At 62.0% G+C, this 14,619-nt stretch carries 15 protein-coding genes; 8 read left to right on the top strand and 7 right to left on the bottom strand.

The genetic code is table 11. The annotated features are described in order from the left end of the window. The 3 genes from glcF (at position 1) to yghX (ending at position 2,679) form a co-directional block, all read left to right on the top strand. The gene (gene glcF / locus AC1DVE_RS23690) at positions 1-1,218 is read left to right on the top strand and encodes a glycolate oxidase subunit GlcF (protein WP_223456612.1); all 1,218 of its coding nucleotides are present in this window, start codon (positions 1-3) and stop codon (positions 1,216-1,218) included. A gap of 19 nt (positions 1,219-1,237) precedes the next feature. Beyond that, on the top strand, positions 1,238-1,639 hold the full coding sequence (locus tag AC1DVE_RS23685; protein ID WP_223456610.1) for a heme-binding protein: 402 nt from the start codon (positions 1,238-1,240) through the stop codon (positions 1,637-1,639). Between the two features lie 152 nt (positions 1,640-1,791). Continuing rightward, positions 1,792-2,679: a YghX family hydrolase gene (gene yghX / locus AC1DVE_RS23680; protein ID WP_477784255.1), complete on the top strand. Its 888-nt coding sequence runs from the start codon at positions 1,792-1,794 to the stop codon at positions 2,677-2,679. 160 nt (positions 2,680-2,839) lie between these two features. Here yghX and AC1DVE_RS23675 read toward each other — a convergent pair whose 3' ends face one another. Continuing rightward, entirely contained in the window at positions 2,840-3,493 is a 654-nt protein-coding gene (locus AC1DVE_RS23675) for a peroxiredoxin (RefSeq protein ID WP_223456606.1), read from the bottom strand. 123 nt (positions 3,494-3,616) lie between these two features. After that, positions 3,617-4,561 carry an aldo/keto reductase gene (locus tag AC1DVE_RS23670; protein WP_223456604.1) on the bottom strand — a complete coding sequence of 315 codons (945 nt, stop codon included), beginning with the start codon at positions 4,559-4,561 and terminating at the stop codon, positions 3,617-3,619. Positions 4,562-4,687: 126 nt separating this feature from the next. Between AC1DVE_RS23670 and AC1DVE_RS23665 the strand changes: the two genes are divergently transcribed. Then, on the top strand, positions 4,688-5,476 hold the full coding sequence (locus AC1DVE_RS23665; protein WP_223456602.1) for an alpha/beta hydrolase: 789 nt from the start codon (positions 4,688-4,690) through the stop codon (positions 5,474-5,476). Between the two features lie 78 nt (positions 5,477-5,554). Here AC1DVE_RS23665 and AC1DVE_RS23660 read toward each other — a convergent pair whose 3' ends face one another. Next, positions 5,555-6,829, bottom strand: a complete 1,275-nt coding sequence (locus AC1DVE_RS23660; RefSeq protein WP_223456600.1) for a glucarate dehydratase family protein — start codon at positions 6,827-6,829, stop codon at positions 5,555-5,557. After that, positions 6,826-8,223 carry an MFS transporter gene (locus AC1DVE_RS23655; RefSeq protein WP_223456598.1) on the bottom strand — a complete coding sequence of 466 codons (1,398 nt, stop codon included), beginning with the start codon at positions 8,221-8,223 and terminating at the stop codon, positions 6,826-6,828. The genes AC1DVE_RS23660 and AC1DVE_RS23655 overlap by 4 nt, the downstream gene beginning before the upstream one ends. A 120-nt stretch (positions 8,224-8,343) precedes the next feature. Between AC1DVE_RS23655 and AC1DVE_RS23650 the strand changes: the two genes are divergently transcribed. The 3 genes from AC1DVE_RS23650 to AC1DVE_RS23640 all read left to right on the top strand — a co-directional run bounded on the left by AC1DVE_RS23650 (position 8,344) and on the right by AC1DVE_RS23640 (position 10,729). After that, positions 8,344-9,246, top strand: coding sequence for a LysR family transcriptional regulator (locus AC1DVE_RS23650; RefSeq protein ID WP_223456596.1), 903 nt, complete (start codon positions 8,344-8,346; stop codon positions 9,244-9,246). Positions 9,247-9,414: 168 nt separating this feature from the next. Further along, entirely contained in the window at positions 9,415-10,044 is a 630-nt protein-coding gene (locus AC1DVE_RS23645) for a hypothetical protein (RefSeq protein ID WP_223456595.1), read from the top strand. 19 nt (positions 10,045-10,063) lie between these two features. Continuing rightward, positions 10,064-10,729: a helix-turn-helix transcriptional regulator gene (locus AC1DVE_RS23640; RefSeq protein WP_223456593.1), complete on the top strand. Its 666-nt coding sequence runs from the start codon at positions 10,064-10,066 to the stop codon at positions 10,727-10,729. Here the strand turns inward: AC1DVE_RS23640 and AC1DVE_RS23635 are convergent. Then, complete coding sequence (locus AC1DVE_RS23635; RefSeq protein ID WP_223456591.1) at positions 10,726-11,085, bottom strand: hypothetical protein; 360 nt, start codon at positions 11,083-11,085, stop codon at positions 10,726-10,728. The genes AC1DVE_RS23640 and AC1DVE_RS23635 overlap by 4 nt on opposite strands. Before the next feature lie 183 nt (positions 11,086-11,268). On the opposite strand from AC1DVE_RS23635, the gene AC1DVE_RS23630 reads away from it, so the two are divergent. After that, the gene (locus AC1DVE_RS23630; RefSeq protein WP_223456589.1) at positions 11,269-12,129 is read left to right on the top strand and encodes a CAP domain-containing protein; all 861 of its coding nucleotides are present in this window, start codon (positions 11,269-11,271) and stop codon (positions 12,127-12,129) included. Positions 12,130-12,676: 547 nt separating this feature from the next. Here the strand turns inward: AC1DVE_RS23630 and AC1DVE_RS23625 are convergent. Together AC1DVE_RS23625 and AC1DVE_RS23620 are read right to left on the bottom strand one after the other, a co-directional pair. Further along, positions 12,677-13,309, bottom strand: a complete 633-nt coding sequence (locus AC1DVE_RS23625) for a Vgb family protein (RefSeq protein ID WP_223456587.1) — start codon at positions 13,307-13,309, stop codon at positions 12,677-12,679. A 35-nt stretch (positions 13,310-13,344) separates the two neighbouring features. After that, positions 13,345-14,565: a helix-turn-helix domain-containing protein gene (locus AC1DVE_RS23620; protein WP_223456586.1), complete on the bottom strand. Its 1,221-nt coding sequence runs from the start codon at positions 14,563-14,565 to the stop codon at positions 13,345-13,347. Between the last annotated feature and the right edge of the window lie 54 nt (positions 14,566-14,619).

The following is a 14,619-nucleotide window of genomic DNA, read 5'->3' as shown; positions in this document are numbered from 1 at the left end:
ATGCAGACGACCTTGAGTGAACGCGCCAGCCATTTGCCCCGCGCCGCAGAAGCCGAAAGCATCCTGCGCACCTGTGTGCACTGCGGCTTCTGCAATGCCACCTGCCCGACCTATCAATTGCTCGGCGATGAACTGGACGGACCACGGGGCCGTATCTACCTGATCAAGCAAGTGCTGGAAGGCAACGACGTCACGCAAAAGACCCAACAGCACCTGGACCGCTGCCTGTCGTGCCGCAACTGCGAAACCACCTGCCCGTCGGGCGTCGATTACCACAACTTGCTGGACATCGGGCGGGCGGTGGTCGATGCGGCGGTGCCGCGCCCGCTCGGTCAGCGGCTGTTGCGCGAGGGGTTGCGGCAGACCGTGCCGCATCCGGACTTGTTTAAAAGCCTGGTCAATAGCGGTCAGGTGTTCCGCGCGCTGCTGCCCGGCACCCTGCAAAGCAAATTGCCGCGCAATGTACCACCGGCCAAGCCGCGACCCACGACCCTGCGTGAGCGTCAGGTGCTGATGCTCGAAGGTTGCGTGCAGCCCAGCCTGTCTCCCAACACCAATGCCGCGGCGGCGCGGGTGCTGGACCGTTTGGGGATCAGCGTCATCGCGAGCCGCGAAGCCGGTTGCTGCGGCGCCGTGGACTACCACCTGGACGCCCAGGCCGCCGGCCTCGACCGCGCCCGGCGCAACATCGACGCGTGGTGGCCGAGCCTGGAAAAAGGTGCCGAAGCGATTGTGCAGACGGCTAGCGGTTGCGGCGCCTTCATCAAGGATTACGGCCATCTGCTCGCCAGCGACCCGGCCTATGCCGACAAGGCGAAAAAGGTCAGTGCGCTGGCCCGGGACCTGGTGGAGGTGTTGCGCGACGAACCGCTGGAAAAGCTCGGCATCCACGCCTCGCAACGCCTGGCCTTCCATTGCCCCTGCACCTTGCAGCACGGACAGAAACTCGGCGGTGCCGTGGAAGCGCTGCTGACCGGACTCGGTTTCAACCTGACGTCCGTTCCCGACGGACACCTGTGCTGCGGTTCGGCGGGCACCTATTCGCTGACCCAGCCCGAACTGTCGCGGCAACTGCGCGACAACAAGCTCAACGCCCTGGAAAGCGGCCATCCCGAGGTGATTGTCACGGCCAACATCGGCTGCCAGACGCACCTCGACGGCGCGGGCCGAACCCCGGTGCGGCACTGGATCGAACTGGTCGAAGCCGCCTTGCCTTAACCGAACCCTGGAGATGCCCATGAACAGCAAAGCCGTCCTGAGCCAGACCGAAGTCGGACAGATCATCAAAGCCGCCCGCGCCGAAGCACAGGCCAATCAATGGGCCGTGACCATAGTGGTGGTCGATGACGGCGGCCACCCGCTGGCCCTAGAACGCCTCGACGGCTGCGCGCCCGGCAGTGCCTACATCGCCACCGAAAAGGCGCGCACCTCGGCCCTCGGGCGGCGCGAATCGAAAAGCTACGAGGACATGGTCAACGCTGGGCGCTACGCTTTCCTGTCAGCACCCTTGCTGACTTCGCTGGAGGGTGGCGTGCCGATTGTTTTCGATGGGCAGGTAATTGGTGCTGTCGGGGTGTCGGGCGTCAAACCCGAACAGGATGCGCAAGTGGCCAAGGCCGGAGCGCAGTGCCTGAAATGAAATTGTGGCATCACCATTTCCACCCTGTAGGAGCGAGCCTGCTCGCGATCGCGTAGTGTCATTCAACGTAGGTTTCGCCTGATATGGCGCTATCGCGAGCAGGCTCGTTCCTACAGGGGTCCGTGTTAGACCAGCCGAGAGGAACCGCACCGATGACCCGCCTCACTGCCAAAGACTTCGCCCCGGAACTACTTGAGTTATACGACTACTACGCCCACGGCAAGATCAACCGCCGGGAGTTTATCGACCGCGCGGCGTTGTTTACCTTCGGCGGTTTGACCGCGGGTGCCCTGCTCGCCGCGCTAAGCCCCGACTATGCGCTGGCCGAGCAGGTCGAGTTCACCGATCCGGACATTCTTGCCGAGTACATCACCTACCCCTCGCCCAAGGGCCACGGCCAGGTTCGCGGTTATCTGGTGCGTCCGGCCAAGGCCACCGGCAAGGTGCCCGCGGTGGTGGTCGTGCATGAAAACCGCGGGCTCAACCCCTACATCGAAGACGTGGCCCGGCGTCTGGCCAAGGCCGGTTTCATCGCTCTGGCCCCGGACGGCCTGAGTTCGGTTGGCGGTTATCCAGGCAATGACGACAAGGGCCGCGAGCTTCAGGCCACGGTCAACCCGGAAAAGCTCATGAACGACTTTTTCGCCGCCGTCGAGTGGATGATGAAACACCCTGCCGCCACTGGAAAAGTTGGTATCACCGGGTTCTGCTACGGCGGTGGCGTGACCAACGCCGCCGCCGTGGCCTATCCGGAACTGGGGGCCGCGGTGTCGTTTTATGGCCGTCAGCCGGCGGCGGAAGAAGTGCCTCGGATCAAGGCCCCGGTGATGCTGCACTACGGCGAACTGGATACGCGGATCAACGAAGGCTGGCCCGCCTATGAGAAAGCGTTGAAGGCCGGGGGCAAGACCTATGAGGCCTACATTTATCCGGGCTGCAATCATGGTTTCCACAACGACTCCACGCCGCGCTACGACGAAGCGGCGGCCAAGCTGGCGTGGGAGCGGACGTTGGGGTGGTTTAAAAAGTATCTGGTTTGACCAGAGGTTGAGGGCAGCAGGGCTGGCCCCTTCGCGAGCAAGTCGGATCGCCGCACCGCCGCTCCCACATTGGATCTCTGTCGTACACAGATTTTGTGTTCACTGGAGATCCCCTGTGGGAGCGGGCTTGCTCGCGAAGGCGATCTTAAGGCTGCCGCAATTACTTCGGCTGAGCCACCGTCCGCAGATACGGCTTCAGGGTCTTGAAGCCATCCGGGTATTTCTTCTTCGCGTCTTCGTCAGACACCGACGTCGGGATAATCACGTCTTCACCCGGCCGCCAGTTCACTGGCGTGGCGACGGTGTGTTTGGCATTGAGTTGCAGGGAATCAAGCAGGCGCAGCACTTCATCGAAATTGCGCCCGGCGCTCATCGGGTAGATCAGCATGGCCTTGACCTTCTTGTCCGGGCCGACGATGAACACCGAACGCACCGTGGCGTTGTCCACCGCCGTGCGCGCGCCGCCGCTGGCATTGGGGTGGATCATGTCGTAGAGCTTGGCCACCACCAGGTTTTCGTCGCCAATCAGCGGATAGTTGACCGCCGCGCCCTGGGTCTCGGCGATGTCACCGACCCAGCGGTTATGGTCGCTGACCGGGTCGACGCTGAGGCCGAGGACCTTGGTGTTGCGCTTGTCGAATTCCGGCTTGAGTTTGGCCAGGTAACCCAGTTCCGTGGTGCACACCGGGGTGAAATCCTTGGGATGGGAAAACAGGATGGCCCAACCATCGCCGATCCATTGGTGAAAATTGAGGGTGCCTTCGGTGGTGTCGGCGGTGAAATCCGGTGCTTCGTCGCCAATACGGATAGCCATGTTCGATCTCCTTGCAGTGATGGACAGGGACGCCGTCAGGGCAACGAATGCGCTTTAAACGGCATGGACGCGAGACAGTATAGGAGAGGTTCGACGACTCGCCGCACCGCGTTGAACAAGTCGCTAGCCCACCAGCGCAATCAGTTGCTGACGCTGGGCATCGGTCAGCATCGGGCCGAAACCGGCCCGGGCATTTTCCGCCATGTAGCGCGGATTGCCGGTGCCCGGAATCACGCAGGTCACCGCCGAATGCGACAGCAGGAACTTCAGTGCCAGTTGCGGCCAGCTCTTGACCCCGACTTGCGCCGCCCAGCCTGGCAGCGGCTTATCCTTGAGTTTGGCCAGCAAGCCACCACCGCCAAACGGCCGGTTGCAGATCACCGCCACCCCCCGTTCGCGGCACAACGGCAGCAGGCGATTCTCGGCACCGCGATCATCCAGGGCGTAGTTGATCTGCAAGAAATCCACTGGCTCGGCCTTGAGTACCGCTTCCACTTCTTCATAGGCCGACGCCGTGTAATGGGTGATGCCGATGTAGCGGATGCGCCCTGCTTCCTTCCAGTGGCGCAGGGTCGGCAGGTGCGTCTGCCAGTCCAGCAGGTTGTGGATCTGCATCAGGTCGATCTGGTTGGTCTGCAACAGGGCGAAGGATTGTTCCATTTGCGCAATGCCTTCTTCGCGGCCCCGGGTCCACACCTTGGTGGCCAGGAAGGCCGGCGAGCGCGGCTCATGGATCGACAGCAGCTCGCCGATGGTCTGTTCGGCGCGACCGTACATCGGCGAGCTGTCGATCAGCTTGCCACCTTTGTCGAACAACGCATCCAGCACCGCGGGCAAGTCCTTGTAAGCCGGTTGCGAAGGCTCGACATCGAATCCGCGATAAGTGCCCAACCCTACGATCGGCAAGGACTCGTTGCTGGAAGGAATGGCGCGGGTCTGCATGGTCTTGCCTCCTGTTCCCGTCGACGGCTCGGGTTGTGCACCCGCCGGACCGAACGTGAAGACCGCCGAAGCACCGGCAGCCAGCGTGAGTACTTCTCTACGGGTGTAACCCTCAGGATGGCTCATAAAACGCTTCTCACCAGTCGCTCGGGTCCGGCCCGTTGCGCCGACAACCCGGATAACCCGCGCCAAGGGTCGATTGTCTACACTCAGAAAGCCTTGCGCCAGCCACTTTCAAACCCCGAGCAGTCAATGCCGCCCACTAACGTTAGTCGAATGTCGCGCACCCTGGTGTTACTCGTCGTCATCGTCGCTGCGTTGTACCTGGCGCTGTGCGTGGCGCTGTTCGTGTTTCAACGGGCGCTGATCTACTACCCACAACCGCGCGCCGTCGGGACCGCCGGGACGCTGCTCACCCTGCCGGTCGCCGACGCACAGGTGCTGGTCTCCGTCCGTCCTCACGATGGCCCGAACGCGCTGATTTATTTCGGCGGCAATGCCGAAGACGTCTCGCGCAACCTGCCCGAGTTCACCCAAGCGTTCCCTGACTACGCGCTGTATCTGCTGCATTACCGTGGTTATGGCGGGAGTTCCGGCTCGCCTTCCGAAGAGGCCATTGCCCGCGATGCCATCACCTTGTTCGACCAGGTGTATGCCACCCATCCGCATGTGGCGGTGGTCGGACGCAGCCTGGGTTCCGGGGTTGCCGTGCGCCTGGCCAGCGAACGCCCGGCCGCGCGACTGGTGCTGATCACGCCCTACAACAGCCTCGAAGGGCTCGCCGCCCGTCAGTTCCGCTGGTTTCCGGTGCGCTGGTTGTTGAAGGACAAATACCCGTCCTGGCGCTACGCCGCCCGCATCACGGTGCCGACATTGTTGATCGCGGCCGAGCATGACGAAGTGATTCCGCGCCCGAGCACAGAACGTTTGTATACACACTTCGCCAAAGGCGTGGCGTCACTGCAGGTGATACCGGGGATGGGGCATAACTCGATCAGCGAAAGCCCTGAATACTTAAAGGTGCTGGGGGATGGGTTGTAGCAAGCAAGGTAGAACATACCTGTGACCTGTGACCTGTGATCTGTGATCTGTGGCGAGGGAGCTTGCGCGTCTCGCAGATCAAAAACGCGGTTTGACCGCCTTCCACTCCGGTTTGTATCGCTGCATCTGCTTCACGTCATCGCGTTGGCGAATGCCGCACGTCAGGTATTGGTCGTGCAGCTTGCCCAACTGGTCGTGGTCAAGTTCCAGCCCCAGGCCCGGGGCGCGGGTGATTTTCACGCAGCCATCGACAATCGGCAGCTTGCCGCCCTTGATCACCTCTTCGTCAGGCTCCTGCCAGGGGTAATGGGTGTCGCAGGCGAAATCCAGATTCGGCACCGCAGCGGCGACATGCGCCATGGCCATCAGGCTGATGCCAAGGTGTGAATTGGAATGCATCGACACCCCAAGACCAAAGGTTTCGCACATTTTCGCCAACACCTGCGTGTCACGCAGACCACCCCAATAATGGTGGTCGGCGAGGACAATCTGCACACTGTTCTGCGCCACGCTGCGGCGAAACTCGTCGAAATCCGTGACCACCATATTGGTCGCCAGGGGCAGGCCGGTGCGCTTGTGCAGTTCGGCCATGCCCTCCAGGCCCGGCGTCGGATCTTCGTAATACTGCAGGTCATCACCGAGCAGTTCGGCCATGCGGATCGAGGTTTCCAGCGACCAGTTGCCGTTCGGATCGATGCGCAGCGGGTAACCGGGGAAGGCCTTTTTCAGTGCCTTGATGCATGACACTTCATGCTCCGGCGCCAAGGTGCCGGCCTTGAGCTTGATGCTCTTGAAGCCGTAGACCTCGATCATCCGTCGCGCCTGGGCAACGATCTGCTCCTCGTTCAGGGCCTCGCCCCAACTGTCGGGCTTGTAGGGTGAATCGACGTGCTGCGCGTACTTGAAAAACAGGTAGGCGCTGAACGGAATCTCCTCGCGGATGGCCCCGCCCAGCAAGTCCACCAAGGGCACATTCAGGTAGTGGGCCTGCAAATCCAGGAAGGCGACTTCGAAAGCCGAATAAGCATTGCTCACGGCTTTGCTGGCATGGGAGCCCGGCGCCAGTTCGGCACCGGCAATACTCGCCGGTTTGTTCGCCGCCACCGTGGCCTGGACGATGGCACGCAACTGATTGAGATTGAACGGATCAAGACCTATCAGTTGCGTTTGCAATTGCTGCTGGATCGCCAGCGCCGGAGCGTCGCCATAACTTTCACCCAGGCCGATGTAGCCGTTGTCGCTCTCGATCTCGATGATCGAGCGCAACGCGAAGGGTTCGTGGATGCCGCTGGCGTTGAGCAAGGGCGGATCACGGAAGGCGATGGGCGTGACAGTGACTCGTTTGATTTTCAAGAGGCGGCTCCCGTTGGATCAGATTTCAGGGCTGGATGACTGCTGGGCTTTTTTGCTGGCGTGCCTTCGGCCGGTTGGTCGGTCAGCGCACGGAGGGCATCGCCACGCGGGGCGGTGCGGGCAAAAAAGATCACGATGGCGGCGACCAGCGAGGTGGCGGCCAGGCCGTAGAGCCCGCCTTCGATGGAGCCGGTGGTCTGCTCCAGGAAACCGAAGGTGGTCGGCGCGACGAAGCCGCCGAGGTTACCGATGGAGTTGATCAGGGCGATCACCGCCGCGGCGATCCGGGCATCGAGATAGCCTTGGGGAATCGGCCAGAACAACGCCGAGGCTGCCTTGAAACCGATTGCGGCAAAACAGATTGCGACGAAGGCAAAGACCGGACCGCCCGTGGTGGACATGAACATGCCGAACGCGGCAATCACCAATGTCACCGCGACCCAGGCCTGTTGGTACTTCCATTTGCTGGCCATGGCCGCGAAGCCATACATCGCGACGATGGAAATGATCCACGGAATCGAGTTGAACAGGCCGACCTCGAAATCGCCGAGGTTGCCCATTTTCTTGATCATGCTCGGCAGCCAGAACGTGGCGCCGTAGATGGTCAGGGCGATGGAAAAGTAGATGAAGCAGAACAGCAGGATCTGCCGGTCGGCCAGCAGTTTGAAGATCGAGGGTTTGACGCCCTGTGTGGCTTCGCGAGCCTGTTGCTCCTGAGCAATGGCGCCGATCAGCGCGGTTTGTTCTTCGTCGCTCAGCCACTTGGCTTGCCGTGGGTGGGATTGCAGCCAGAACCAGACGAACCCGCAGAGCACGATGGAAGCAAAGCCTTCGATCATGAACATCCACTGCCAACCGTGCAGGCTCAAGCCGCTGACGTGGAGCAGTGCACCGGACACCGGACCGGAAATCACCGAGGCAATGGCCGAACCACTGAGGAAAATCGCCATCGCCTTGCCGCGTTCGGTCGACGGCAGCCATTGGGTGAAGTAGTAAATGATGCCGGGGAAAAAACCCGCTTCGGCGGCGCCGAGTATGAAGCGCAGAACGTAGAAACTGGTTTCGCCACGAACAAACGCCATGGCCATCGCGGCGGTGCCCCAGGTAAACATGATCCGCGTCAGCCAGGCGCGGGCACCGTATCGTTGCAACAGCATGTTGGACGGTACTTCGAAGATCGCATAACCGATGAAGAACAGCCCTGCACCCAGGCCATAGGCGGCGGCGCCAATGCCCAGGTCGGTTTCCAAGTGGCTGCGCACGAAGCCGATATTGACCCGGTCGATGTAGTTGACGATGAACATCACCACGAACAGCGGCAGTACATGGCGCTTGACCTTGGCGGCGGCGCGGGCGAGCACATTCGGGTCTGGCGGACTCTGGAGGGTTTTCAAGGGGCGACTCCCGATCATTGTTTTTTTAGGGGGATTGCTTGAGGCGTGGCTCGATCATGGACGCGAGCATTGATCCCGTCTAATCTAACTTGGCATTCGATTGATACCTGGATTAGATCAATGTTCGAACTGACTCAACTGCGATGTTTCACCACCGTGGCAACCGAACTGAATTTTCGCCGCGCCGCCGAACGGCTGAACATGACCCAACCGCCTCTCAGCCGCCAGATTCAGCTGCTGGAACATCACCTGGGCGTCGAACTGTTTACCCGCAGTACCCGCAGCGTCGCGCTCACCGCCGCCGGTCGGGCTTTCTTTATCGAAGCCCAGAACCTGCTGGAGCGCGCCCAGCAAGCGGCAGTGACGGCCCGGCGGTTCGCCGAGGGCGACATCGGTTCGGTCAATATCAGCTTCGTCGGCAGCGCGGTGTACGAGTTCCTGCCCAAGGTCATCGCCGAAGCGCGACTCAAACAGCCCCACGTCAAAATCGACCTGTCGGAGATGAACACCTACCAGCAACACGAAGCCCTGCGCGCACGCCGCATCGACCTCGGCATTGCCCGTGCGCCGTTGCTGGAACCGGGCTACTCCACCGAATGCCTGGTGCGCGAGCCGTTCGTGCTGGCGGTGCCGAGTACGCACCGCCTGGCCAGTGCCGAATCAGTATCAGTCCAGGACCTCGATGGGCAGCCGTTCCTGATGTACTCACACGCGGCTTACCCGCCGTTCAACGAACTGCTGACCGGCATGCTGCGCTCGGCCCGCGTCGCCCCGGATTACGTGCAATGGCTCGGTTCGTCATTGACGATCCTGGCACTGGTCAACGCCGCCATGGGCCTGGCCCTGGTGCCGCGTTGCGCGACCAGCGTGGTGTTCAAGAACGTGGTGTTCCGCGATATCGATTTGGGCGAAGGCGTGCAGAGCGAGTTGCACCTGATCTGGCGCGAGAACAACGACAACCCGGCGTTTGCGATGTTGCTGGAGGGAATTCGGCGGGCGGTGCGGCAGGGATGGGGGGTGTAACCAAAATTGGTTTGATCATCCGCCTGTGGCGAGGGAGCTTGCTCCCTCGCCACAGACAAGCCCTTAAGTCGCGACCATTGGTCCGAGATTATGTCTTCGCCCAATAAAAACATATTTTTATGCCTATATTGATATTGTCGAATGTTCCCACTCTCAGAGGGTGCCGTCATGAATATCAAAACCCTGGCTTTGCTCCTGCTGGCTTTGTGTGCGCAACCGGTCTGGAGCCAGACGCCTGCCGCTTCACCCGCCGCTGCCGACAGCCCCGCGCTGACCACGCGCCTGGCCGAGCGTGACCTTTGGGTCGAACACATTTTCTGGATCAGAAACTACGCGCTGGCCAATCAATCCGCCGACAAAAAGCAAGCCAAAGTCGCGGCGGACCAGGTGGTCGACAACGCCACCAAAATCGCCAACAGCATCGCCCCGCTCTACGGCCAACCGGCGGCGGATCAACTGCTCAAGCTGCTTGCCGGTCACTGGGGCGCGGTGAAACACTACAGCGATGCGACCGTCGCCAAAGACGCCAAGGGCAAGCAGGCTGCCGTCACCGAGTTGACCAGCAATGCCAAGGCGATTGCGGCATTTCTGGCTACGGCGAACCCCAATCTGCCTGAGGCGACACTGGTGACGATGTTGTCAGCCCATGGCGGTCATCACGTCGCCCAAATCGATGAATTCGCCGCGCACGATTACGCTGGCGAAGCCCGTACCTGGGCGATGATGCGCACGCACATCCTGGCCCTGGCCGACGCGTTGACCGGCGCGCTGGTCAAGCAATTCCCGGACAAGTTCTGATATCGCGCGAGGGCACACCATGCTGGAAGGACTGGGCCGAACACAGCAGGACCTGCTCAATGCACTGCTGCACCATGGGGGCGGCATGAGCATTGACGAGTTGGCTGAACACCTGGCCGTCACGCGCACGGCGATCCGCCAACACCTGGCGGCGCTGGAGCGTGACGGTCTGGTGTTGCGCGGCGACACCCGTCCGACGGGCCGTCGTCCGGAGCAGCTGTATCGGCTCACCGACCACGCGCGGGAGCAGTTCCCTCGCCACTATCAGCTACTGGCCAGCGTATTGATCGATGAAGTGGCGGGCATCATCGGTCCTGAAGCCCTGACTTCACTGATGCGCAGCATGGGTCGCAAACTGGCTTCGGACCGAGAACAAAAGGTCGTGGATGAAGCCAGGATCGTGCAGCACATGAACCAGGCGGGCTACGAAGCCGAGGTGTTTTTTCGCTCAGGAGACACCCCGGAAATCGTCGCGCATAACTGCGTATTCCATCGCCTGGCCGCCGAGCACCCGGTGGTCTGCGAACTGGACCTGGCCTTGATCGGCGCGTTGGGCGGTGGTGAAGTCGAGCACAGCGAATGCATGGTGCGCGGCGGGCATGTCTGTCGTTTCAGGCTGCGACCGAGCGAAACCCCGGACGTCGCGACTGACGCTGCTCCAGCCGATACCGATCAGCCAGCCTAGCGCTTGCGTGACAGCCGTTGCTGCCAGTTTCCGGCGTTGTCCCGCTGGCAGGCTTCTTCAGAATCGAACTGCACATGGGCCGCGACCGGGCTGAGTTGAACCTGTGCCTCACCCAAGGCCATGGCGGTGAATTCGACCATGCGTTCGCCCTGCCCTTTGGCCAGCGCCTGCTCCCTGTTGGCCTGGGTGTCGAAGACCCAAACCACCTTGAGGCTGGTCGGAAACCGGGCGTAGTCGACGATATGGGTCAACCACTGAAACCCGACGATTTCCGCTTTGGCCGTCTCGCACGCTTCGGTCAGGGTGGCGACCAGACGCCGTTCGATGTGCGCCTGATCGCGTTTGCTCAAACCCATGGGTTGATCCTTGTCTGGGGTGAAAAATCCCCATCATACAGACCTGCCGACACCCTTCGTCGGACTCATGGCTACGCCCGCAAATAGACAGGTGTCCGCCGTGAACCTTGTTTCAAGGCACCAGTCATAGCCCAGCGCTTTTCCCCACTTTCTTCGTTGTCATCTCATCAGAGTTGTCCGTCCATGCGCCAAACCGCCGTTGCCTTGCGCTTTTCTTCGCTGTGCCTGTTTTCCCTGCTCCCCGTTTTTGCAAGCCCCGCCCACGCCGATGGGCAACGGCAACTGGTGGACGCCATCAACGACTATCGTGCCCATCCGCAACGCTGCGACCGGCGGCCGACGCAACGTTTATCACCCCTGACGCTCAAATCGAACCTGGCCCTGCCCGTTGGCTATGGCGGTGGATTGCGGGACCGGTTAAAGGCTTCCGGCTATCAGGCCACCATGGTGCGATCCATCCGCGTGGTGGGTGCGCGGGATGCCGAAGAAGCCTTCGATATGTTCCAGGACGAGCACTGCGCCGCACTGCTCGACAACCAATACGCCGACATCGGCGTCAGCCGCGCCGGAAGTGAGTGGCAAGTGGTGCTGGCGCGGCCGGTGCTCGACGGGCAAACCGGCGATCCACGTAGCGCCGCACAGGCGTTGCTGGCGCAGGTCAACGCCGCCCGGGCCAAGCCGCGCCTGTGCGGTCGCCAGCGTTTCGCCGCCGCGCGGCCGCTGTCCTGGAGTGCTGCCCTCGGTGCCGCCGCCCAGGGCCATAGCAAGGCCATGGCCTACGGCAACTATTTCGCCCACCAGGACCCCGACGGTGACATGCCCTCCGACCGCGCCAAGGCCGCCGGTTACCGTGGCCGGCAAATCGGTGAAAACATCGCCGCCGGGCAAGGTTCACCGAGCAAGGCCATGGCCGGCTGGCTCGCCAGCCCCGGGCACTGCGCCAACCTGATGAACCCGATGTTCACTCAGGTCGGTGCCGCGTACGCCGCCAACGCGCGCAGCGACAACGGTGTTTACTGGACGATGCTGTTTGGCGCGCCTTGAGCCGCTGACCGGACCCACCTTGCGGGCATTAAAAAGCCCGCACTGAGCGGGCTTCGTGGGTGAATGTAATAAGTAGGTGGCCGGCGCTGGTCTCCGGCTTACAAGGTTTATCAGGCCTCCCACAAAAGAGTTGTGAAACTGTAATGGAACTCTTCTGCTTCACACGGCATAAGGGCTGGATCCCAGCGCGGGGATCTTTCTAACCGTGTACCCTTCGGAACGCGCCCCACGTCTCCTTGCTATCCTTTTGCGCATCAGTCTGCGTCTTCACCTACATGGTTGAGGATAGCAAAACAGACACAATTTCCAACCGGGCTTTTAGACCGATTTCGACCAGCAGAAAACATGGCTGGACGGAAAAAAACTAAGCCCGCAGCGCGGTTCAAAAGGGGCTGCACATCCAACATTGATGGTGCCTGACACGCCGCCTTCGCGGGCAAGCCCGCTCCTACAGGGATCGTTGCCAGACGCTAATGCCGGAAGCGACACATAACCTTGTAGGAGCTGGCTTGCCAGCGAAGGGGCCGGCACATCCAACATCGGTGCCTCATGCAGGCCGACGCACCACCCTCACCTTGCCGCTATCGCCGCCACCACAGAACAACCGCTCGCCGCCATCGGACTCCAGCCCCGACACGCCGACGCCTTCCGGCATCTTGAGGCTTTCCAGCACTTCACCGGTTTGCGAGTCGATGCGCCGCAGTTCACTTTCGTCGCCCTCCCAGGTGCCATGCCACAGCGCACCGTCCACCCAGGTCACGCCGGTGACGAAACGGTTGGATTCGATGGTGCGCAGGATCTTGCCGGTCTCGGGGTCGATCTGGTGAATCTTGCGTTCGCGGTACTGGCCCACCCACAACGTCCCTTCGGCCCAGGTCAGACCCGAATCGGTGCCTGCACCGGGAGCAGGAATCGTCGAGAGGATGCGGCCGGTGCGGGGGTCGATCTTGTGGATGCGGTCTTCGGCGATCTGGAACAGGTGCTCCCCGTCAAACGCGGTACCGGCATGGGCCGCGACATCGATCGAACTCAGTACCTTGCCGCTTTCCGGGTCCAGGGCGTTGATTTTGCTGTTGCTGGCGAACCAGACCTTTTCGCCGTCCCAGGTGACGCCGCACACATGATCGACATCGGCAAACGGGCCATATTCACGAATGATTTCAGCAGTTGCGTGTTTCATCTGGCATTCCTCGATGGGGGTTGGTGGCGTTCATCCTAGCCACCGGGCAACGGCGCCGGGAGTAACAAGGTCGTCGCGAATCCCGGCACCGGTGGCGTCATCCAGCGCCGCGCGCGGCCACGGCCAAACCACTGCACCTTGCCCTGCTCCGCCAGCGTATCGAGCGCCCGTTGCACTGTACGCTGGCTGGTACCCAGCGCCAGTGCCAGGGCGGAACTCGACCACGACTCGCCATCGGCGAGGCAGGCAAATACCGCGGCAAATTTTTCCTCGATCGGTTGCGCCAGCGCCACCACCTCCGTGCACACCGGCGATTGCAGGGCATAACCGCGGGTCGTCGCGATGACGTCGGCCAACGGCTTGAGTGCCTTGCGCAGCCTGCCGATTTCCACACGAAGCCGGGCGCGATGGGACTCATCCGAGAGCTTCAGACGGAATGCCCGGGCGATCAGCACTTCCCGCGTAACGTCGGCGGGCCATGCTTCGGCCAACGCACGGGCGAGCACGAACAGGATCGGCCGCGTCGCCAGCGGCACCGACATGCCACAGCCGTGCACAACGTACCGGCAGGCATCCACCACCAGTGACGTTGAACAGAACAACGCTTCAACATCATCGAGCAACAGCGGCCGTACTTCACCCTGGGCAATCAGGCGTGCCGCTGGAGCATCCAGCAGATACGCAGCGTGCTGGACCTCAGCGATCAGCGCGGTAATCCCGGTTTGACCGGCAGCCTGCCCGGCCCTGTTCAATGCCTCCCGCGCCGCGTGCGATTGCACGCGCCGAATGGCGATCCCCGCCAGCACCAGTTCATGGGTTGCGCGCAAGGCCGGCGGCAATGGGTCGGGGTCGAGTTCGGCCAATAACTGCTGCGCCTCATCGAGCTGGCCGATCAACAGCAAACGGCGGATTTGCAGATAACGCGCATGGGCGGCATTGACCCGGTCACCGTGGTGTTCAAGGGTGACCCGCGCCAATTCAAGCGCCTTGACCGGCCACCCGAGCTCCCGCGAAGCCAGGGCAATTTCGGCCTCGGCCACCACACAGCGCGCCCGGGCCAGCACTTCCTTGGGCGCAAAGGCCCGTTGCGCACGCTTGACCAGCGCCCTGGCCCGCACCAGATCACCCAGTTGCGCCATGGCGATACCGCGCAGGGCCAGCGCCGGCGCATCGTCGCGCAAGGCCACACGGTCCAGTGCGCCCAGCGGATTACCCGCCGCCAGCGCCTGCGCGGCTGCCGCGATCATCGAGTCCATGGAAATCCCGCCACGCTTGTCACTCCCATCATTCGATACCCGGGTTTAGTCTAA

This window comes from Pseudomonas sp. P4_B4, from assembly GCF_056402255.1.
The sequence above is the reverse complement of the archived record's forward strand: the minus strand, read 5'-3'. Positions and strand labels throughout refer to the sequence as shown.